Annotated in this window: 20 protein-coding genes and 1 pseudogene; 10 read left to right on the top strand and 11 right to left on the bottom strand. The window is 36.3% G+C overall.

What is annotated here, in order from left to right; genetic code table 11:
- A pseudogene (locus tag BLS89_RS11345) lies at positions 1-430 on the top strand (IS1 family transposase); the annotation flags it as partial.
- Between the two features lie 144 nt (positions 431-574).
- On the opposite strand, the gene BLS89_RS07985 reads toward BLS89_RS11345, so the two are convergent.
- Positions 575-766 (bottom strand): hypothetical protein, encoded by a 192-nt coding sequence (locus BLS89_RS07985; protein ID WP_092737297.1) that lies wholly within the window; start codon positions 764-766, stop codon positions 575-577.
- Positions 767-1,138: 372 nt separating this feature from the next.
- On the opposite strand from BLS89_RS07985, the gene BLS89_RS07975 reads away from it, so the two are divergent.
- Together BLS89_RS07975 and BLS89_RS11090 are read left to right on the top strand one after the other, a co-directional pair.
- Positions 1,139-1,870 carry a GLPGLI family protein gene (locus tag BLS89_RS07975; protein ID WP_245688938.1) on the top strand — a complete coding sequence of 244 codons (732 nt, stop codon included), beginning with the start codon at positions 1,139-1,141 and terminating at the stop codon, positions 1,868-1,870.
- Positions 1,861-1,998, top strand: a complete 138-nt coding sequence (locus BLS89_RS11090) for a hypothetical protein (RefSeq protein ID WP_245688936.1) — start codon at positions 1,861-1,863, stop codon at positions 1,996-1,998. Before BLS89_RS07975 ends, BLS89_RS11090 begins: the two co-directional genes overlap by 10 nt.
- Before the next feature lie 71 nt (positions 1,999-2,069).
- Here the strand turns inward: BLS89_RS11090 and mutS are convergent, their stop codons facing one another.
- Complete coding sequence (mutS, locus tag BLS89_RS07970; RefSeq protein ID WP_092737293.1) at positions 2,070-4,661, bottom strand: DNA mismatch repair protein MutS; 2,592 nt, start codon at positions 4,659-4,661, stop codon at positions 2,070-2,072.
- Between the two features lie 212 nt (positions 4,662-4,873).
- Between mutS and BLS89_RS07965 the strand changes: the two genes are divergently transcribed.
- Genes BLS89_RS07965 through BLS89_RS07950 form a run of 4 tightly spaced genes read left to right on the top strand, consistent with a single transcriptional unit; the run spans position 4,874 to position 8,300 of the window.
- Positions 4,874-5,494 (top strand): DUF4290 domain-containing protein, encoded by a 621-nt coding sequence (locus BLS89_RS07965; RefSeq protein WP_092737303.1) that lies wholly within the window; start codon positions 4,874-4,876, stop codon positions 5,492-5,494.
- Between the two features lies 1 nt (position 5,495).
- Positions 5,496-6,803 (top strand): UDP-N-acetylglucosamine 1-carboxyvinyltransferase, encoded by a 1,308-nt coding sequence (gene murA / locus BLS89_RS07960; RefSeq protein WP_092737291.1) that lies wholly within the window; start codon positions 5,496-5,498, stop codon positions 6,801-6,803.
- 15 nt (positions 6,804-6,818) lie between these two features.
- Positions 6,819-7,724, top strand: coding sequence for a tRNA (adenosine(37)-N6)-dimethylallyltransferase MiaA (gene miaA, locus BLS89_RS07955; RefSeq protein ID WP_092737289.1), 906 nt, complete (start codon positions 6,819-6,821; stop codon positions 7,722-7,724).
- Between the two features lie 18 nt (positions 7,725-7,742).
- Positions 7,743-8,300 (top strand): thioredoxin family protein, encoded by a 558-nt coding sequence (locus BLS89_RS07950; RefSeq protein WP_092737288.1) that lies wholly within the window; start codon positions 7,743-7,745, stop codon positions 8,298-8,300.
- A 38-nt stretch (positions 8,301-8,338) separates the two neighbouring features.
- Here BLS89_RS07950 and BLS89_RS07945 read toward each other — a convergent pair whose 3' ends face one another.
- The 9 genes from BLS89_RS07945 to mnmE form a co-directional block, all read right to left on the bottom strand.
- Complete coding sequence (locus BLS89_RS07945) at positions 8,339-10,498, bottom strand: S9 family peptidase (RefSeq protein WP_092737286.1); 2,160 nt, start codon at positions 10,496-10,498, stop codon at positions 8,339-8,341.
- 177 nt (positions 10,499-10,675) lie between these two features.
- Positions 10,676-11,680, bottom strand: a complete 1,005-nt coding sequence (locus tag BLS89_RS07940; protein WP_092737284.1) for a DHH family phosphoesterase — start codon at positions 11,678-11,680, stop codon at positions 10,676-10,678.
- Between the two features lie 1,334 nt (positions 11,681-13,014).
- Positions 13,015-13,425 (bottom strand): hypothetical protein, encoded by a 411-nt coding sequence (locus BLS89_RS07935; protein WP_092737282.1) that lies wholly within the window; start codon positions 13,423-13,425, stop codon positions 13,015-13,017.
- Positions 13,426-13,536: 111 nt separating this feature from the next.
- Positions 13,537-13,929, bottom strand: a complete 393-nt coding sequence (locus BLS89_RS11085; RefSeq protein WP_245688935.1) for a DUF2931 family protein — start codon at positions 13,927-13,929, stop codon at positions 13,537-13,539.
- A gap of 70 nt (positions 13,930-13,999) precedes the next feature.
- Positions 14,000-14,134: a DUF2931 family protein gene (locus tag BLS89_RS11080; protein ID WP_245688933.1), complete on the bottom strand. Its 135-nt coding sequence runs from the start codon at positions 14,132-14,134 to the stop codon at positions 14,000-14,002.
- Positions 14,135-14,187: 53 nt separating this feature from the next.
- Positions 14,188-14,646, bottom strand: coding sequence for a hypothetical protein (locus BLS89_RS07925; protein WP_143017749.1), 459 nt, complete (start codon positions 14,644-14,646; stop codon positions 14,188-14,190).
- 13 nt (positions 14,647-14,659) lie between these two features.
- The gene (locus BLS89_RS07920) at positions 14,660-15,118 is read right to left on the bottom strand and encodes a hypothetical protein (RefSeq protein ID WP_143017748.1); all 459 of its coding nucleotides are present in this window, start codon (positions 15,116-15,118) and stop codon (positions 14,660-14,662) included.
- Positions 15,119-15,462: 344 nt separating this feature from the next.
- Positions 15,463-15,603, bottom strand: a complete 141-nt coding sequence (locus tag BLS89_RS10665) for a hypothetical protein (protein WP_176763275.1) — start codon at positions 15,601-15,603, stop codon at positions 15,463-15,465.
- Positions 15,604-15,761: 158 nt separating this feature from the next.
- Positions 15,762-17,153: a tRNA uridine-5-carboxymethylaminomethyl(34) synthesis GTPase MnmE gene (mnmE, locus tag BLS89_RS07915; RefSeq protein WP_092737276.1), complete on the bottom strand. Its 1,392-nt coding sequence runs from the start codon at positions 17,151-17,153 to the stop codon at positions 15,762-15,764.
- 95 nt (positions 17,154-17,248) lie between these two features.
- Here mnmE and BLS89_RS07910 point away from each other — a divergent pair, with 95 nt between their 5' ends.
- The 3 genes from BLS89_RS07910 (at position 17,249) to BLS89_RS07900 (ending at position 20,233) form a co-directional block, all read left to right on the top strand.
- On the top strand, positions 17,249-18,205 hold the full coding sequence (locus BLS89_RS07910; RefSeq protein ID WP_092737274.1) for a hypothetical protein: 957 nt from the start codon (positions 17,249-17,251) through the stop codon (positions 18,203-18,205).
- 23 nt (positions 18,206-18,228) lie between these two features.
- Positions 18,229-19,077, top strand: a complete 849-nt coding sequence (locus tag BLS89_RS07905) for a hypothetical protein (protein ID WP_092737273.1) — start codon at positions 18,229-18,231, stop codon at positions 19,075-19,077.
- A 223-nt stretch (positions 19,078-19,300) separates the two neighbouring features.
- Positions 19,301-20,233 (top strand): NAD(P)-dependent oxidoreductase, encoded by a 933-nt coding sequence (locus tag BLS89_RS07900; RefSeq protein WP_092737271.1) that lies wholly within the window; start codon positions 19,301-19,303, stop codon positions 20,231-20,233.
- The last annotated feature ends 14 nt before the right edge of the window (positions 20,234-20,247 follow it).

Below are 20,247 nucleotides of genomic sequence, written 5' to 3'. Positions count from 1 at the left end.
GAAATTAGCCCCAAACAAAACAAATACAAATCGTTACAAGTTGATGAACTTTGGACTTTTGTAGGAAAAAAGAAAAATAAAAAGTGGCTGATTTACGCTTATTCTTTTGAAACAAAGGAAATTGAGGCGTGGGTGTGGGGCAAACGAAACATAAAAACAGCTCAAAAACTTCGTGAAAAAATTGAAGAAATTGGGCGTGAGTTTTGATGAGATTTGTACGGACAATTGGGAGGCTTTTGTTTCTGTTTTTCAAGGAAGTAGGTATAAAATTGGTAAAAAACACACCACCGATATTGAGGGAAACAATACTCTTTTAAGGCATCGAATACGTCGAGCGGTTCGGAAAACTTTCTGTTTTTCAAAAAAGTTAGAAAACCATATCAAAGCCTTTGAAATCATCTTTTTCTACATCAATTTTGGATGGATTTGAATATCATACTTTGGGAAGCACGACCATATATTTTACTTATCAATAAAGAGTTCTGTTATTGAACCATTTTAATGATTCGAATATACTCTTTTTATTCTCTTTTAGACATATCGGAAATAGGGATTTTGTCTTTCGCTCCTCTGCCTATTCTTGCTTGATAGCAAAATAGCTTTTGTCAAGCTTAATTTTACCTCTATAGCCTCTATTCGTAAAAATAACTTTCATAGGAATCCAAGATAAATAGTACAACACGTTCATTAGCAAATCTACAGCTTTATTGTCGTGAATGTTAGCAGCAGTTACCTTTACCGCTAATAAAAATCTGCATTTGTTCATTTGCTGTAATTGTAATCAATGAGTTTCCAAAGTGGAAACTCATTGAGGAGCGTTCGCCATTGGTAGCCCGCTTTCACTATGTACATAATGGTGTTCCAGATGATTCTCAAATAATATTTTCACTTTTTATTGTTGAAATTCAAAGTATTTTTTATAAATTGCCACTGATTATCAGTAATGTTGGTTGGATAATTTTTTATTGTAACTTAACTTGTTTATTTCTATAAAGTTACGAAACGTGTTGTATAAGTAACTGTAAATTAATTTTTATAATTAAACTTAATACTATGATTTTAATTTTTAAATAGACACTAAGGTTTTGTCCATTATTCACGAAAAAACTATATTCGTAAATAATCTTAAAGATAATATATGAAAAAAACAGCTTCTATTCTTTTTCTGTTGATTACAGGTCTAATGTTTTCTCAAAAGGTCAATAGGTTCTACTACGAGCTTACCTTTAAGCCTAAAAAGGATTCTGCCAAAACAGAAAAAGTAATGACTATTCTGGATATCTGGAAAGACAAGTCGGCTTATCGCGATTATACGATGGTGTCTCAGGATTCCCTGATGAAGAAGTTTATGGAAAAGGCAATGCAGATAGGGAATTTCTTTGATATGGAGAAATCCGGTATAAAGTATGGGAAGTTTAGCTACGATATTACAAAGCCTTATCCGCCCAAGGAAATCATTTATACAGATAATATTTTGCAAAGTAGATTTTCGTACAAAGAGCCTATCAATATCAATTGGAAATTAGATAATGACACCCAGACGATTACCTCTTATCATACACAAAAAGCGGAGTGCGACTTTGGCGGAAGGCATTGGATAGCGTGGTTTACGACTGATTTACCACTGAACGACGGACCTTACAAGTTCTTTGGCTTACCGGGGCTTATCGTTAAAATAGAAGATACCGGACATAATTACAGCTGGGAACTGAAAGGTAATGAGAGTATAACCGAGGAACAAGCTACACCATATATGGGAAAAATGATGGCTACATTTGGGGTAAAGCCGGTGATGATTACCAAAGAGAAATTTGAGAAAGCCTATGCCAATTACAAAAAAGATCCTTTTGGCTCTTTCGTATGCAGCTAAACAATCCTCAGATAAAGGATATGAAACTTCCTGACGGCTCTTCTTTCCAAGAGAAAATAAAAGAACAAGAGAAGAAATTGAAAGGATATCTTTCTTCTAATGACAACCCTATAGAGATTACCCAGTAGAAGTAAAACTTTTTAATCTTTAATTGTCCCATTCTAATCGGTATTAGAGTGGGATTTTTTGTTAAGGAATATTATCCCCCTATCATTTTTTTTATGGCATTGAGTTTCATCATTGCCTCTATGGGCGTCAGGGTATTGATATCTATTTTCAAGAGTTCTTCCCGAATGTTTTCCAGAACAGGGTCGTCTAATTGAAAAAAGGACAGCTGGATATTTTCTTCCGTTACCTTTTTTATCTTGTCCAAGGTACTGTTTTTTTGGCGTGTTCCTTCCAGAGTTTTGAGGATTTCGTTGGCACGATTCACCACCTTAGACGGCATTCCCGCGAGTTTTGCCACATGGATACCAAAGCTGTGCTCACTACCGCCGGAGAGTAGCTTTCGGAGAAAGATGATATTTCCTTTACTTTCTTTAATGGAAACATGGAAGTTTTTAATCCGCTCAAAGCTAAGTGTCATTTCGTTTAGTTCGTGGTAGTGGGTGGCGAATAGCGTCTTAGGTTTTGTAGGATGCTGATGCAGATATTCCGCAATTGCCCACGCGATGGAAACTCCGTCGTAAGTAGAAGTACCCCTTCCGATTTCATCTAAAAGAATGAGGCTTCTATCCGATATATTATTGAGAATATTGGCGGCTTCATTCATTTCTACCATAAAAGTAGATTCCCCGGCAGAGATATTATCCGAAGCCCCTACACGCGTGAATATTTTGTCCAAAACGCCTATTTCCGCATATTTAGCCGGAACAAAACTTCCAATCTGAGCCAACAGACAGACTATGGCGGTTTGCCTAAGGATTGCCGATTTACCTGCCATATTCGGTCCTGTTACCATAATGATTTGCTGACTTTTTCGGTCGAGGAACATATCATTCGGGATATATTTTTCGCCGAGAGGCAAGGTTTTTTCTATAATGGGGTGCCTTGCTTCTTTCAGCTGTATGGCATAGCCCTCATTGAGGATAGGTTTGGTGTAACCTTCGGACAGAGCCAAGTCTGACAACCCTACCGCTACATCCATCTGTGCGATGATATGCGCGTTTTCCTGTATCTGGTCCAAAAACACCATTACATATCCACAGACTTCCTGATAAAGGGCATATTCTATCTGTGATATTTTTTCTTCTGCCCCCAGTATTTGGTCTTCGTATTCTTTCAGTTCAGAGGTAATGTATCTCTCGGCACTTACCAGCGTTTGTTTCCTTATCCACTCTTGGGGGACTTTATCCTTATGGGTATTTCGGACTTCTATATAGTAGCCAAAGACATTATTGAAATTAATTTTAAGATTGGGGATTCCTGTGCGTTCTATTTCTCTTTCGCACATATCGTATAAGAACTGTTTTCCCGAAGACTGCAAGGTTCTCAGGCGGTCCAATTCTTTGGATACTCCGGTTTTTATCACCGAGCCTTTGACAATATTTACCGGTAATTCTTCATTGAGCTTTTCGCAGAGGTATTTTATCAGCTCATCAAGGTTGTTTAATGGGGTGAGCCACGCCAATACTTCCGCGTGAGGGTGTAGAAGTTTTTTTATTTGGTCAATATTGACAAGACTTTGTCTAAGGTAGCCTATTTCTTTCGGGGATATTTTTTCTGCCGCCAATTTTCCTACCAGCCTATCCAAATCCGAGATATTTCTTAGCAAAGATTGAATTTGGTATTTTAAGCTCTCCTCTTTATTGAAAAACTCTATCAGGGAAAGCCGTCTGTTGATTTCATTTACGGACTTCAGAGGCAGTATCAGCCTTCTCCTTAGCAGTCTCCCTCCCATAGGCGTAGCGGTGTAGTCTATCACTTGAAGCAGACTTTTGCCGTCTTTATTTGTAGGGCTAATGATTTCTAAATTTCTTAGCGTAAAGCCGTCCATCATTAGAAAATCTTCTTGCGGGATACTTTCTATTTTGGTAATATGGCTTAATAGATTGTGGTGGGTGTCTTCCACCAGATAGGCAAAAATAGCCCCTGCAGCAACAATAGCAAGGGTTTTGTCCTCTATCCCAAAGCCTTTGAGGGAATTTGTCTGAAAATGCTGTGTAAGTTTTTCGTAGGCATAATGGTATTGGAATGCCCAATCTTCCATTTTGAAAACAGCGCAAGACTTTATTTGCTCGGGGATTTTAGCCGTTCTCTGATGAATAATTTCATTTGGGGCAAATGTATGAACAATATGCAGAAGTTTTTCCATATTCCCCTCGGTTACCAGCAATTCCCCCGTAGAAATATCCACCAAAGCCATTCCGTAGCGTTCTTTTTCGCGATGCACGGACAGCAAAAAGTTGTTCTTTTTGGAAGAGAGTACTTGATCATTGAAAGTAACCCCCGGCGTTACCAATTCTGTAACCCCTCTTTTCACGATACCTTTTACTGATTTTGGATCTTCCAGCTGGTCGCAGATAGCTACTCTGTACCCCGCCCTTACAAGTTTTGGAAGATAAGAGTCTATGGAATGATGGGGAAACCCTGCCAGCTCTATGCTTTGCCCGTCTCCGCCATTGTTTCTTTTCGTAAGAACAATCTCTAAAGTCTGAGCCGTTTTGATGGCATCTTCACCGAAAGTCTCGTAGAAATCACCAACTCTGAAAAGCAGAATAGCATCAGGATATTTAGTCTTTATGCTATTGTATTGTTGCATTAGCGGAGTTTCTTTCTTTGCTTTAGCCATCAAAATACGATTTTAGTTTAAGAGAGCAAAGTTAATAAAAACTCTTGTCTTTGGAAAATAATAAAATTTAATAAAGATTCAAGATAATTTAAGAAGATTGTTTCTTATCAATTTATAAAGTTATAAATCATTTTGAAACTAATTTGAACATGAATTGATTTTGTAATCATTATTTAATGTATTCTGCATTCAAAATTTACTATATTTGCATTATGGAATACAATACAAAGAAAACACCACTAAGAATGCCGGAGTACGGCAGGCATATCCAAGATTTAGTAGAATACTGCAAGACCATACCCGAAAAAGAAAAAAGAAACGAAGTGGCAAAAGCCATTGTCAGCTTTATCGGGCAGAGAAATCCTCAGCTGCGTGACGAAGAAAACTATGCACACAAGCTTTGGGATCACTTGTATATTCTATCTGGATATGATTTGGATGTAGATGCTCCATTCCCTTTCCCTACTTTGGAAGAGCTTGAACAAAAGCCAAAAAAAATGGATTATCCAGAGTTACAGGGAGAATATAAATTCTACGGTAAGAGTATTTTGCAGCTGATAGATTGCGCATTGGAACTCGAGGAAGGCGAAAGAAAAGAAGCTCTGATAGAAGTCATCGCTAATAATATGAAAAAAGCGTATAATGTTTACAATAAAGAACATGTACAAGACGATGTAATATTCCGCCATCTAAAAGAACTCTCCGAAAATCGCTTAGACCTTACCAATATAGACTCTTTGGAAAAAAGCAAAATCTACTACAGTAATAATAAAAACAATAGGAAGCACAATAGCTACAATAAGAAAAAATACAACTACAAAACCAAAAAATAATATGAGCGGTGCATTTCAGATTAGAGGCGGACAAAGACTCAGCGGTGAGATAACACCACAGGGGGCTAAAAATGAAGCTTTGCAAATTCTATGTGCAGTACTTCTTACTGATGAAGAGGTGAGAATTAAAAATATTCCCGATATACAAGATATCAATAAACTCATAGAAATATTGGCAAATATAGGCGTAAAAGTGAAGAAAAATGGAAAAGGAGACTACACATTCAAAGCCGATGACCTAAATTTTGATTATACAAAATCTAAAGAGTTCAAAAAAGACGGCACCAAGCTTAGAGGCTCTGTAATGCTTCTCGGGCCTATGCTCTCTCGTTTCAAAGAGGCGTATATGCCCACCCCCGGCGGTGATAAAATAGGACGTCGAAGACTAGATACTCATTTTCAAGGTTTTGTAGAAATGGGGGCTGAGTTTCATTTTGATGAAGAGGAATACTTCTATACACTGAAAGCCAAAGAATTAAATGGAAAATTCATCTTATTGGAAGAGGCTTCCGTCACGGGGACAGCCAATATCATTATGGCAGCCGTATTAGCAAAAGGCAAAACCCGTATCTACAATGCTGCCTGCGAGCCTTATCTGCAGCAGCTCTGTAAAATGCTCAATAGAATGGGAGCCCAGATTTCGGGAATTGGCTCTAATTTATTGACAATAGAAGGAGTAACCCACTTGCACGGTACAGAACATACGATGCTTCCGGATATGATAGAGATAGGCTCTTGGATAGGGCTTGCCGCGATGACAAAGTCCGAAATTACCATCAAAAATGTCAATTGGAACCAGCTGGGGGTAATCCCAAGTACATTTAGAAAGCTAGGGATACAATTGGAAAAAAGCAATGATGATATCTATATCCCTTCGCAGGAACATTATAAAGTTCAAAAATTTATAGACGGCTCTATCCTTACCGTATCGGACGCACCTTGGCCCGGTTTTACGCCTGATTTGCTGTCTATCGTTCTGGTAGTGGCTACACAGGCTAAGGGCAGTGTATTGATTCATCAGAAAATGTTTGAGTCTCGTTTATTCTTTGTGGATAAGCTTATCGATATGGGAGCTCAGATTATTCTCTGTGACCCACACAGAGCTACCGTAATAGGGCTAAACCATGAAATACCGCTGAGAGGTACAGTAATGACTTCACCCGATATCCGTGCGGGGAACGCTCTGTTAATCGCAGCACTATCCGCAGAGGGGCAATCCATTATTCATAATATAGAACAAATAGACCGAGGCTATGAAGATATAGACAATAGACTCAGATCTATAGGGGCTAATATTATGAGAATTTAGTGCAATAATTCTTTTATTGTGAAAACGCTTATTTCTATCATTGGTCCCACAGGAATTGGGAAAACTAAACTGGCTATAGCCATTGCCCGGTTCTTTGATACTGAAATTTTATCTTGCGATTCCCGGCAGTTTTTTCAGGAGATGAAGATAGGAACCGCCTCGCCTTCTGAAGAAGAATTAGCCGCTGCAAAGCATCATTTTGTAGGGCATCTGTCTGCCCTTAGGGACGATTATTCCATCGGGAAATACGAAGAGGATGCTCTTGGGCTAATTGATAATTTATTTATTGATAAAGACAAAATCGTTTTGGTAGGGGGTAGCGGTATGTACGAAAAAGCCGTTACCGAAGGGCTTAATTCTCTACCCAAAGCCAATGAGGAGAACCAAAAAAAAATGGAGAAAATTTTGGAAACCGAAGGAATAGAAGCATTGCAAAACCTTCTGGAAGAATTAGATAAAGACTATTTTGAAAGTGTGGATAAAAACAATCCGCGAAGATTACTGAGAGCCATTGATATTATCTTTCAGACGGGCGAACCTTATTCCAAAATCATTAATAAGCCAAAACAAAAAAGACCTTTCCGCACAATCAGAATAGGCTTGGAAGCACCGAGAGAAATTATCTACCAAAGAATAAACCAGAGGGTAGATATGATGATGGAAAACGGATTGAAAGAAGAAGCCATAGCCTTGTACCCATACAGGGATAAAGTGGCATTACAGACGGTGGGATACACAGAGCTATTCAAGTATTTAGACGGCGAATGGACATTGGATTTTGCTGTGGAAGAAATTAAAAAAAACTCTCGGAGATATGCCAAACGCCAAATGACCTGGAACCGCAGTCTTCCCAATGTTTATTGGCTGCCTTATGATTATTCCGAAAGAGATTTAGTATCTTTGCTGGAAAGTTTAACTTAAATTTTAATTACAATCATTATGGCAAGAACACCCTCTAATATGCTGGCACTTGGTACCAAAGCACCTTTTTTCGAACTACCCAACCCTGCAAAAAACAATATGCTTCAATCTTTGGAAGAACTAAAAGGCGAAAAGGGAACCTTAGTTGTTTTTATGTGCAACCATTGCCCGTTTGTGATTCATATTATCGATAAACTGGCAGAGCTTTACGAAGATTACAAAGGCAAAGGAATAGAGTTTATAGCAATTAATTCCAACGACATTGAAAACTATCCGGCAGACTCACCGGAACTGATGGTTGATTTTGCGGAAGAAAGAGGCTTTACATTCCCTTATCTCTTTGACGAAAGCCAAAGCGTAGCCAAAGCATACGATGCCGCCTGTACTCCGGATTTTTATTTCTTTGATGAAAAATTAGACCTTATCTACCGAGGGCAGATGGACGATGCCCGCCCCGGAAATAACAAAGAGGTAACGGGAGAAGATTTAATCATTGCATTTGAAAATCTATTGGCAGGACAGCCCCAAGAAAAAATGCAAAAGCCAAGCTTAGGCTGCAATATCAAATGGAAATAACAATCTAAACTTGACTTTTATATAATACAACTCTCTTATTACTTCGTAGTAGGAGAGTTTTTCAGATTCTCATCGAAGTAATCGGTAACTTCTTGCATTAGATGCACACGGTCTTTTCCGATGACATTATGCTCGTAGCCGGGATACACGAAGTAATCCAATTGCACACCGTTACTTACAGCGTTTCTAATGAAATCAATCGTATGCTGCCATACCACAGTGGCATCTTGAGTCCCGTGTATGAGTAGCAGCTTACCTTTTAGATTTTTAGTTTTTGCCAATAGATTTGCTGTTTCATAGCCTTCCGGATTATCTTGCGGCGTATCCATATATCGTTCCGTGTACATTACTTCGTACATTTTCCAGTCCATCACAGGACCTCCGGCTACCGCTGCTTTGAACACGCCCGGGTGGCGGAGCATCAAGCTCGTCGTCATAAAACCTCCGAAGCTCCACCCGTGTACGCCAAGCCTATCGCTATCTACATAAGGTAAAGATTTGAGGTAAGCCACTCCTTTTAGCTGATCGTCCATTTCTTTAGTTCCTAATTGCCTGAATGTAGCACTTTCAAACTTAAAGCCTCTATTGGAAGAGCCTCTTCCGTCCATTGTGAAAACCACATAGCCGTGCTGTGCCATATACTCGTACCAGAGATTCCCACTGACAGGGAAAGAGTCTGTAATGAGCTGTACATGAGGACCATTGTAGAGATAAACGATAGCCGGATATTTTTTATTAGGGTCAAAATTAGTCGGAAGAATGATTTTTCCGTAGAGCGGCGTACCGTCATCAGCTTTCAAATTAACCAACTTCACCTGTGGTCTGTCAAAACCTTTTAACGTATTTTCTGCAGTAAGAATATTTTTAGTTTGCAGAGAACGAGTGTCTATGATGTCTATATTTCTCGGTATGGTATCGTTTGAGTAATAGTCTGCAACGAGAGTTCCCTGACTGTTGAGAATACCATAATGGGTTCCGTGTATTTGGCTTAATCGGGTCTTTTTACCACTTTTCCAATTTATTTTGTACAATTGTTTTTCTAATGGAGAGGCCTCGCTGGATTCGTAGTATATTTCGTTATCTTTCGCATTAAAACCAAGAATACTGTTTACCAGCCAATCTCCTTTTGTAAGTTGTTTAATAAATCCTTTTTTTAAGTCGTACAAAAAGAGGTGGTTGTAGCCTGTCCTTTGGCTTTGCCAAATATATTCTGTATTAGAATTTGGGAGAAAAACCATAGGATACTGAGGTTCTACATATTTTGGATTTTTTTCTTCAAACAAAGTTTTCACGAAAAGCCCTGTAGCAGCATCGTATTGATTCATCATCAGATGATTTTGGTCTCTGTTGAGTATGCCTACAAAAATCCATTTAGAGTCCGGACTCCAAGATACTGCTGTGAGATATTGATCTTTAGGTCCCACTATGTCAAGGAATTTTACACTATGGCTTTTTACATCATACACGCCCAGTTTTACCTGCTCCGAAGTTTTTCCCGCCATAGGATATTTTATATTGTGATTCTCTGCAGGGACAACAGACCAATCGATAATAGGATAATCCTTTACCATCGTTTGATCCTTGCGGTAGAATGCTATTTTAGAGTTATCCGGTGCGGGAAAAATTCCTTTAGTAACCCCAAATTCATTTCTATGAACAAACTGCCCGCTGATGATATTCTCATCTTTTTCATTGCTAATGGTATCAACAATACTATTTTTCTGAAGATAAAGATTATTCTTTATCGTATAGACGAATAGCCCTCCATCATTCAAAACATTTATATTTTCTGCCCCTTTTGGAAGGTTTTCCAGAGTTTTCAATGTCCATCTACCACCCTTTTTTTCCAAGATGTAATAGTGGTTCTCGTCATTATAATAAGCCTTTTCGAGATTGACAAAAGTAAGATAAGGCATATAGCTAAGCTTTTTGCCAGCAGGCATATACTGGTTAAGCTGGTACAAAGATACAAGTGTATCCGTTTTCATAGATGGATAATCGGTGTGCAGATATCCACCTTTCACGATTTGAGTATAGCCTTTGCTATCTTTATCCCAAGAAAAATTGCTGATGGTTTTCCTTGCAAGATTTGTACGAAGTCCATTGACAGCCTCTGCCATTGTAAAATTTTTCTTCTGCGAAAATAATAAGCAAGAGCTACCTATTAGACTTAATAAAATAAAACGCTTTGGGTTCATAATGTTTAAATGTATTAAAAAATAGTAGCTACAAATATAATGTTTTTAGGTTTTTTGGCAAAAGAAAGATTTTTTCTTTTGGAAAAACGAAAATATAGAAATCAAAAATCTCCGACCTCTATAAATTATTCTTCGGAAAAAGCTAAACTTAATTGATTTAAAAACAGACTAAAAAAACTAAACAAACTCGCTTTCAATAACTTTCTTAAAGGCTTCTATGGCTTCTTCTATACTTTGCTCGTATCTACCCCCTGCGGCATTGATATGCCCACCGCCATTGAAATACTTGCGGGACAGCCGGTTTACATCTAAAGTGCCTTTGCTCCTGAAAGATATTTTGACAAAATCTTCATAAAGGTCTTCCATGAAAAATGCCGATAAACGGACTCCGGCGATACTCAGCCCATAGTTCACAAATCCGTCTGTATCACCTTTCTGAAAGTCATATTCTTTTAGTTCCGAGCGTTTGAGCCAAAGAATGGCAGCTGTACCATCATTCACTATTTCTATTCTGCTCAAGATGAGGGACAGTAAATGCAGACGAGATACGGTATTGGTATCCCAAGTGTTAGAAGAAATAACGGACGGCTCTGCACCGCACTCTATAAGCTCCGCTACTATCCTATGGGTCTGTGCACTGGTGGAGCGGAAGCGGAATCCCCCTGTATCTGTCATAATGCCGGTGTAGAGACACTCTGCTACTTTTTGGTTAATCCGTTTTTTTTCGCCTAAAGCTTCTATAAAGTTGTAAACCAATTGGCAGGTTGCAGGTATAGAAGTATCGGAATAGACATAGTCAAAGGTTTCTGGCTGCTGGTGGTGGTCTATAAGGATTTTTTTACCTCTTGCCTCCTTTAGCCAATCGTCCAAAATACCTATTCTGGATAAGGCATTAAAGTCCAAACAGAAAATCACATCGGCTTGATTGATCAATTGGCGGGCTTCTTTCTTTTTGTATTCTGCTATTGTGATTTTTTTGGCATCCGGCATCCATTTCAGGAATTTTGGAAAGTCGTTTGGGACAATGATTTCCGAATGTACTCCCATAGCTTCTAAAAAATGTTTCAATCCAGAGCTTGAGCCTATGGCATCGCCGTCGGCATTATAATGCGTGAGAATGACGATTTTGTTTTGTGGAGTCAGAAGTTGTTTTATTTCTGATAGTTGGTCTGTACTGAACATTGCTATGGGGTTTGGATTAAAAATATTTGCAAATATAACTTTAAATTTCGGAAGAGAATAAACCTAAAAATTTGATTTTTCTCACACCTTTTTTTAAGAGTGTAGCTCTATATGTTTGATTAAGAATATTTATAATTTTATAAATCATTTTTAATTAATGAAAAATAAGTATATTATCTATTCAAGAATTTTGGATTGAAATTCCTATAAATTTCAACCCTGTCTTGTATTAACATTAAAAAAGCTCAAAAAATTAGTAATATATTAGAGTCTGTTTAAATTTTATCGAGTGAAAATTTTATGGAAATATTTAAGCTAGCCTCAAAATTATTAATTTCCTCTCTTGTAGATTTATATTTAAAAATCCCTTTATTTTGTAGTCAAAATATCGGTAGTCTACATCAATATATTTAACATAGTCTCCCCTTAAAATTTCTTCATTAGAGCTTAATAATATTGATTCTCTTAATGTATTATTTAATGTTTTTTGTTTTAAACTGCAACTTAGTAGATATAAAATAAATACTAATGATAGTATTTTTTACTTCTTCTTGCATTATAATAATCTAATATATAATCTGTTTTTGATTTTTCAAATTTAAAAATATCATATATTTTGATTTTCTAATAGTCTTCTTCATAATTTATTTTGAAGTTTCATATAATAATTACCTATTTTATATTTAGTTAGCCACTACTTTCTACATATCTTTGGTATACTATTATACTATTCACATAATTTAATTTTAGAAAAACTTATATGCTATTTTTTCATTTCCTTTAAAAACCCATTGTATAGAGTATTTTGTAGCTTTCCACTTAATTTTAAAAGTTGATATAGTTGTGTCGTCAAAAATATTTTTTTATATCCGGTTAACCTTTTGACTTTACAATTAAAGAATAATATGATGTTGTGATTAGAGTTGGATAAAAAACTTCTAATTTATAAATACTGTTATTTCGATAATATTTAATTATATTAATATAAGGATTTGTTTTTAAATTTCTTATACCATCTTCGAAATATAGTGTATAAAAATGATTTTTATCAATAATTATTTTATAAAAACCATTTAATAGTTCGTTTGTTTCTTTTAAATAATACTGTTTGATTAAGCTGTACCCTCCACGAGGATTCTTTAAACGATGAACTTGCTCTTATTTGATTCTTATATCTTGTTGATTTATAACAGTAGTATTTTTTAAAGAATACAATTTATTTCCCAAAATAAGTAATATCGCTAAAATAATGTTTTTCATAGTTTTTTTGAGTATTAAATCATTAATATCCTCTTATATTTTTTTGCATTTCTATTTCCAAAATACATCTGAATTTACGCTATAACCCCTGTTTCTCCCGTACCGAATGCTTGCTCGAACAAAAAATCATCTTCTCTATCTTCTGTATCAATACCTTCTATATAGATTGTATATTTTTTAGGTTCTGTACTAAAAGATAGCCTTGCTATATTACTAAAATCATTAGCAAAATTATTATCTGTTCGGTCTTGTTTTTTCCTCCATAAATTTTTATAGGTACGTTCTATACCTAAAGAACAATACACTTTTTCATTGTCTTTAGAAATTGTCAAACCTTTTCCTTCTTCTATTTGGTGATACTTTTTTCGTATCATCATATTGATTCGATTATTTGCCGTACCATCAAACAACATTACTACTTTTAGGTGTATTTCATCGATAGGTTCTTTGGGGGCGTCCGCGTTATAAACAAATGTTGGTGCCATAATCTATTAAAAATTAATAAGCTTCTACTTTTGTAGTCGGAATCACGATTTCCTTACCATTTTCTATTAATCTGACTACCATATAGGTATTCATTTGATTTACAGAGATAACTAAGTCAGCATAAGTATCACTGTTAGCATTTTGTTGGCATCAATAACCTCCTGAGGAATAACGCTATTATCTTGCCTTACCTCTTTTCGATTTTCTTTATCAAATAACAATTTGTCTTCTTGAGGCAACGCATCTATTTCCTCTTGAGGAATTATAATCTTTCTACCTTGATATCGCCTGATTTCTACTTGTCGGGTAGCATCTGCCACCCAAACCACCACCACGCCCCCAGGGGCAAAGCCTGCGGTAATTTCATCATAATTTGTGTGGCGTATATTGCTATTGGCCCCCATCCAAAGGTATCCCTCTTTAAAAAGGGAAAATATTTTGTCTTTGTCAATCGGGGTGTCTACCTTGTAGAAACAATCTTTGGCATAGGATAGCCAAATCACGTACAAGTGGTCGGGAAGTGCATGGTTAGAATGTCCCCAGCCCCCTCCTGTGGCTGTTCCCCAATGCCTATTACCTGCTGTTATCCCTCCCCCATAAACTCATAGAGCTACCATTATTGGTATTTATAAACTCACCTTTATATACTTCTGCGGGATATCCCATAGGGGCTCCTGTATTGGCTTCGTATTCAAATTCTGGTTCCATTTTGCAACTAAAAAATTGTGTTAATAACATAAGTATTAAAAATAAGTGTTTTTTCATAGAGTTAGTTTGGCATCTATTTTTCCTAAAACTTGGGCAATTACTGGACTTTGTATAAGAATATCACCACTTTTGGCTCTATGGGTAGTTTCAGCGGTAGATTCCTTTAAACTTCCTCCAACATTAATAGTTTTATTCCCTTTTATATTTTGCTGATAATCATTTGAATTAAAGGTATGATTGTTTGTAATGTGTACACTATGGTCATTTCCCACCCGTGTTTTCATATCATTTCCTGCTGTGTTATTGATATCCTGATTAGCTGATGAATTTATGCTTTTCCCTGCACTAATATTAACATTTTCTCCTGTGGTAAAAGAGATATTCTTCGGTACAGTTACATTGATGTTACCGTTCTCATCCATAAGGTAAGTATTTCCATTTGGGCCTTCTATAAAGACACTACCTTCAGTATCATTTAGAATAATCTTCGTTCCACTTCTGGTTTGTATCACTTTTATTACGTAATCATTCTAATATATTATTTTGTTTAAACCACCCTATCCATTCTTTAGGACAATCGTATTTTAATAAATATTCCTCTTTTTGATTGAAATCAAGACTTCCCCAGTATGGAAGCCAATTTCTTATACAATAATCTTCCTGTATTCCTTGATTCCATCTCGGAGCGCCATAGAATATATCAGGAAAAACCACCCACGGCGGAAATAATTCGTTATATTTAGCAATTTCAATTTCGAAAGTTTCTTTCTCTGTCCTGCTATTGAAACTTACAGAAACATAAAAAAGCTTATTTGAAATTTTTTCACACCTAATTCCTCTAAAAAGTAATCTTTTGTCATAAAAAAATTGCTTTAAAGTTTTATCATTAATTACCTTAATATAATGATATAATTCTGCAGGTAAATAAAAATGATACCAAACTTTTCTCTTGAATAGTTTTAACATATTATATTTAGTTTTCATCTCTTTCATTATTTATGTTATAAAAAATTGCTAATCAGGAACTGTCTATTTCGAATTGTATAATAGAACTTTCTACACCTTTAATATTAATATTATTTATAGATTGACTATAAGTGTCTAAAATTCTAAAGCTAGTTGAATTAATATTTTCATATTCATAGCTTAAATTATTACTGGAATTCCATAATAAAACAAGAAAAAAATATTCCTATAAAAAAATAATTAAAAATAAACTGAATATTAAAACTTTTAACTTGATAATCTTTTTTCTAAAATGAGAAATTCTTAAAATCAGAAAAGAACAAATAAGTGAAAAAAACTATAAACTTTAAAATCATTTTATCTCAATTTTTGTTAACTAAATTAATCCTATCTTTTGTAGCAGCAACAATTCTATTTTTAATATCTAAATCATTATGATAATATATCATTAAATCGACTTCTTTTCCTGATTTAGAATAACTTTCTCCCTTTGTTTCTTCCATGAAATCAAAATTAATATATTATTCTTTGAAATATATGGTGTCAATACGACATTGTGTATTCCATCTAAACTTATATTTCATGTTATGTTTTGATTGATGATTTATAAAACCAGTTATTGATTCATTGATGATATACGTTAATTATTGGTGATCACCACTTACTTTCCGATGCAGAAGTTAGAAAAAATATGGCCTAGCAATTCATCATTTGTGAACTCCCCTGAAATCTCACCCAATGCTTCTAATGCCGCTCGAAGCTCGTATGCCAAAAGTTCGGTATGAATTCCTTGTAAAATGGCTTCTTCCACTTTTTGTGCAGCATCTAATGATTTCAGAAGTGCTTCGTAATGCCTTTGATTGGTAATAATAGTATTATGCTCTGCTGTCTTTATGGAATCTACATAGTCCGAAAGTGCATTGGTCAATACATCTATGCCTAACGCCTCTTTTGCAGACATACAAAGAAATTCTGAACAAAAATCAGGATAAAGTTCTGTTTTCAGTGCTTTATCAAAACTTTCTCTTTCGCTCTCGGATACAGAATCTATTTTGTTGTGTATCAATATTATTTTTAAATCTGGACGATAAAATGTTTTAATGAACCGAACGACTTCTTCTTTCTTATCTTCTTTTTCGTTATACAGATAAAGCAATATCTTAGCCGATGCTATTTTTTCTTTTGCTTTTTTTACGCCTATTTCCTCTATTTTATCTGTGGTTTCTCTTATTCCGGCTGTGTCGATGAACCTAAAAGCATTACCTTTAATATGCAAAACTTCTTCTATGGTATCCCTCGTGGTTCCTGCAATATCAGACACTATAGCTCTTTCTTCTTTTAGAAGAGCATTGAGTAGGGTAGATTTGCCTGCATTGGGTTTTCCGATGATGGCGGTATCTATTCCATTTCGTACAGCATTGCCATACTGAAAACTATTGATAAGGTTATTCAATTTTGATTTAATAGTTTTCAACAACTGCTTAAGTGCACTGCGGTCTGCAAACTCTACATCTTCTTCCGAAAAATCTAATTCTAATTCTACAAGAGAGGTGAAATTAAGTAAATCTTGTCTAAGTAAAGCGATTTCATTAGTTATTCCTCCTTTTAGTTGATGTAAGGCGATTTTTCTAGCTGCCTCATTTTCCGACGAGATAAGGTCTGCTATGGACTCTGCTTGAGAAAGATCTATCCTTCCGTTCATAAAAGCACGCATTGTAAATTCTCCTGCCTTTGCCATTCTGCAACCATTACGGATAAGTATTTCTAATATTCTTTTACCAATAAATGGTGAGCCGTGGAAACTGATTTCCACACAATTTTCTGTAGTAAAGGATTTTGGGGCAAGAAAAACACTTACCATCACCTCGTCTATTAGTTCATCGCCATCTGTAATATAGCCATAGTGGATTGTATGTGATGGAGCGCTATTGAGCTCTTTGTCTTTGAAGGATTTTTGTACAATATTTATAGCATCTTTTCCGGAAACTCGGATAATGCCTATAGCTCCTATTCCATTAGCCGTTGCTAATGCACAAATTGTATCTTTATTCATACTGCAAAATTACGATTAAAAATTTCTTATTATCAACATTATATGCGTTATTATAGATGATTTTTTTTACTTTTGCAAAAAGCAAATAATTTCTTATGAAGAAAATCTTTTTATCAGCTTTGGGAATTTTCCTTTTGGGAGGGGGAATTGTCTTAGCACAAAGTAATTCTAGTGTAGGAATCAATGGAGAGTCTCCTAAGACTACACTTGATATCCAGAAAGGGCAGAGTGCCTTCCCAGGTATGCTTCCTCCGAGGGTGAGCAAGTATGACTTGCATACCAGAACTTATAGGGCGGAGCATGATGGTACAACAGTATATGTGAATGATATGTCCGACACTAAAAGAGATGAAATGTTCCGTAATTATAATGAGCAGCTGGAGTTTGTTACTTCTACTGGTCATTATTATTTTGATGCACGGAAGAACCGCTGGGTTCGTTTTAGTGAGTTTACCACTTATAACGAGGAAGGTTTTGTACCCTATACGCTGGTAAAAGATGAAGCCGAGCAACCGACGGATGTACCTTTCTTTGGGAGCCTTACGAATGTTTCTCTGGGGCTGGCGGCTGCTGTTACGGTACCGGCACGCTCTACCGTGCAGATAGTTGTCAATTACAGCGTACCGGCGGGTATGGTCTTGTACAATGGTAGGTATTTTGATGATGCTGAAGGGACCTCTGTTACTGGTAGAGGGGTCGTAGGAACTGCTTTCCTAAGACAAGAGGGGAACAGCCAGGTTGAAGAGGTAAAAAGTGCTTCCAGAAACTACCTCCTGCCACATCAGAATCTAGCTCCCATAAGGACTATTCGTAGGCACGAAATATATTCTATGATCACGATGGAGGCGGAGTATGCCGAAACTTATACCAACGACTCCGATGCTCCGGTTACCTTAACTTATGGAGTTGCAGGAAAGATAATTAAACTTGAAACCTCTATAGCTAATCGTACGCCGTATGTGCGGTTTGGCATGTGGGCTCCCGGCAACAACGAAAATTTTAACTGGGGAAGAGGCTCTATTACACTAGAATCATACATTAAAAACAACTAAATCAATTACTTAAAAAATAAAAAATGAAGAAAATAATATTGGCAGTTTTTGCTTTATCCGCTATAGTAGCCAAAGCACAAAATGTGGGGATCAATACCAGCAACCCAAAAACGACTTTGGATGTGCAGAAAGGAAGCAGTGCTTTCCCCGGTCTTACACCTCCAAGGGTGACTAAATCAGATTTGGCAGGAAAGACTTACACTTCGGCTCAAACAGGAGCTGTGGCTTATGTTACAGATGCAAGTGGAAATAATAACGGGCAAACACAATTGATAAACTCTCAAGGATATTACTATTTTGATGGGCAGAGATGGAACCATTTGGATAGCAAATTGCCCCAAAACACTTATTACACCACCTATCAGCTGAAACATGTAATAGCAAATAATTATGTAGATCGTGCACCATCTGGTAGAAATGGTGGAGGGGATGTTGTGAATTTGGGTATGGAAATTCCGATTACTATTCCAGCGAATTCCAAAGTTTTAATCCGCGTGGAGTACAGTGTGCCTATGGGATTTACGGGAACACAGAATATGAATGATGTAACTGGTTATTACGGTGTTAAATTTTTGAGAGAATGGCAGCATAATAATTTCTTTGAAGAGCAGCCTATGGCTTCTAGAAAGGTTTTGGCTCCTGCCAATGGTCAGACTTCTGGCTATGGCTCGGTAACAACTGTCAGTGGAAAATATATAGAAATATATGACAATAGAGGTGTAAACAATCCAGTAGATATTCTATTTAGATTGCAGGGCTATGCCGAAAAGACTTCTCATACTACGCGGTTCAATATGGCTGACAGCAATGGAGGCAGTAACTGGGGTAAAGCTGCAATGACACTCCACTCTTATATAGAAGTAAGAAATTAGTAGAGATATTATTTTAAGAATATATTGTAAGATTTTTATCGTTTCTTACATATAAAATAATAGGGCGGTCTTTCGGCTTTGTGTAGGAGCGAATGACGGTCCTTATTTTATGCTTTTTTGTTTTATATTTAGGATAAATATCTGAAATAAAAATAGATTTATTGTAATATCATTACCAAAAAAAGATTTACTTTTGTACTTCTTTTGCTTTTATTTTTATAAAATGAGAATACTTCAGATAGATAAGAATCATCCGTTAATAAGAACTCAACTCCAAGAAAAAGGATTTGAGGTGGATGAAGATTTCACTTCGAACTACCATTCCATTGTGAAAAAAATAAAAAATTATAACGGGCTGATAATCCGTAGCAGAATTCCGATAGACGAAGCTTTTCTAAACGAAGCTTCCCATCTTGATTTTATTGCAAGAGTAGGTGCCGGAATGGAGAACATCGCAGAGAATAGAGCAAAAGAATTGGGTATTGCCCTTATCAATTCTCCGGAAGGGAATAAAGATGCAGTAGGTGAACATGTATTGGCAGGGTTGCTTACACTAATGAATAGATTGTTTATAGCTTCTTCTGAAGTGAAAAGTGGCATATGGCTACGTGAGGAAAATAGAGGAGAAGAGCTTAAAGGAAAGACATTCGGCATTATCGGTTACGGAAATATGGGAAATGCTGTTGCAAAAAGGCTTTCCAGCTTTGAGTGCACCGTCATCTTCTATGATATAAGACAGAATCTCTCCAATGAGTATGCCAGACAAGTTTCTTTGAAAGAACTGCAAGAACGCTCCGATATCTTAAGCTTGCACACACCTCTTACCCCTCTTACCCACTATATGATAGACGATGCTTTCATCTCGAAAATGAAAAAGCCATTCTACTTTGTTAATACCGCGAGAGGCAAGAACCTGAAAACAGCCTCTTTGGTTTCTGCAATAAAATCGGGTAAAGTAAAAGGTGCATATCTTGATGTATTAGAATATGAGAAATCATCGTTTGAAAACTTAGACTTTCGCAACGAGGATTTGGACTTCTTATTAAATTCTGAAAAAGTAATCGTAACACCACATATAGCCGGCTGGACACACGAAAGCAAAGTAAAGCTGGCTCAGTTCATTGTAGATAAAATACTTTTACAATTCGGAAACTAAAATTCCTTGAACTG

Source organism: Riemerella columbipharyngis, assembly GCF_900101995.1.
Classification (GTDB): Bacteria; Bacteroidota; Bacteroidia; order Flavobacteriales; family Weeksellaceae; genus Riemerella; species Riemerella columbipharyngis.
The sequence above is the reverse complement of the archived record's forward strand: the minus strand, read 5'-3'. Positions and strand labels throughout refer to the sequence as shown.

Bases quoted from the DNA above. Each gene is read 5' to 3' on its own strand.
- BLS89_RS10665 (WP_176763275.1), bottom strand. From the start codon at position 15,603: ATGGAAGAAACAAAGGGAGAAAGTTATTCTAAATCAGGAAAAGAAGTC.
- BLS89_RS07910 (WP_092737274.1), top strand. From the start codon at position 17,249: ATGAAGAAAATCTTTTTATCAGCTTTGGGAATTTTCCTTTTGGGAGGG.
- murA (WP_092737291.1), top strand. From the start codon at position 5,496: ATGAGCGGTGCATTTCAGATTAGAGGCGGACAAAGACTCAGCGGTGAG.
- BLS89_RS07945 (WP_092737286.1), bottom strand. From the start codon at position 10,498: ATGAACCCAAAGCGTTTTATTTTATTAAGTCTAATAGGTAGCTCTTGC.
- BLS89_RS11080 (WP_245688933.1), bottom strand. From the start codon at position 14,134: ATGGAACCAGAATTTGAATACGAAGCCAATACAGGAGCCCCTATGGGA.
- mutS (WP_092737293.1), bottom strand. From the start codon at position 4,661: ATGGCTAAAGCAAAGAAAGAAACTCCGCTAATGCAACAATACAATAGC.
- BLS89_RS11090 (WP_245688936.1), top strand. From the start codon at position 1,861: ATGCAGCTAAACAATCCTCAGATAAAGGATATGAAACTTCCTGACGGC.
- BLS89_RS07905 (WP_092737273.1), top strand. From the start codon at position 18,229: ATGAAGAAAATAATATTGGCAGTTTTTGCTTTATCCGCTATAGTAGCC.
- BLS89_RS07935 (WP_092737282.1), bottom strand. From the start codon at position 13,425: ATGGCACCAACATTTGTTTATAACGCGGACGCCCCCAAAGAACCTATC.
- mnmE (WP_092737276.1), bottom strand. From the start codon at position 17,153: ATGAATAAAGATACAATTTGTGCATTAGCAACGGCTAATGGAATAGGA.
- BLS89_RS07985 (WP_092737297.1), bottom strand. From the start codon at position 766: ATGAACAAATGCAGATTTTTATTAGCGGTAAAGGTAACTGCTGCTAAC.
- BLS89_RS07940 (WP_092737284.1), bottom strand. From the start codon at position 11,680: ATGTTCAGTACAGACCAACTATCAGAAATAAAACAACTTCTGACTCCA.
- BLS89_RS07920 (WP_143017748.1), bottom strand. From the start codon at position 15,118: ATGAAAACTAAATATAATATGTTAAAACTATTCAAGAGAAAAGTTTGG.
- BLS89_RS07975 (WP_245688938.1), top strand. From the start codon at position 1,139: ATGAAAAAAACAGCTTCTATTCTTTTTCTGTTGATTACAGGTCTAATG.
- BLS89_RS07965 (WP_092737303.1), top strand. From the start codon at position 4,874: ATGGAATACAATACAAAGAAAACACCACTAAGAATGCCGGAGTACGGC.
- BLS89_RS07950 (WP_092737288.1), top strand. From the start codon at position 7,743: ATGGCAAGAACACCCTCTAATATGCTGGCACTTGGTACCAAAGCACCT.
- BLS89_RS07900 (WP_092737271.1), top strand. From the start codon at position 19,301: ATGAGAATACTTCAGATAGATAAGAATCATCCGTTAATAAGAACTCAA.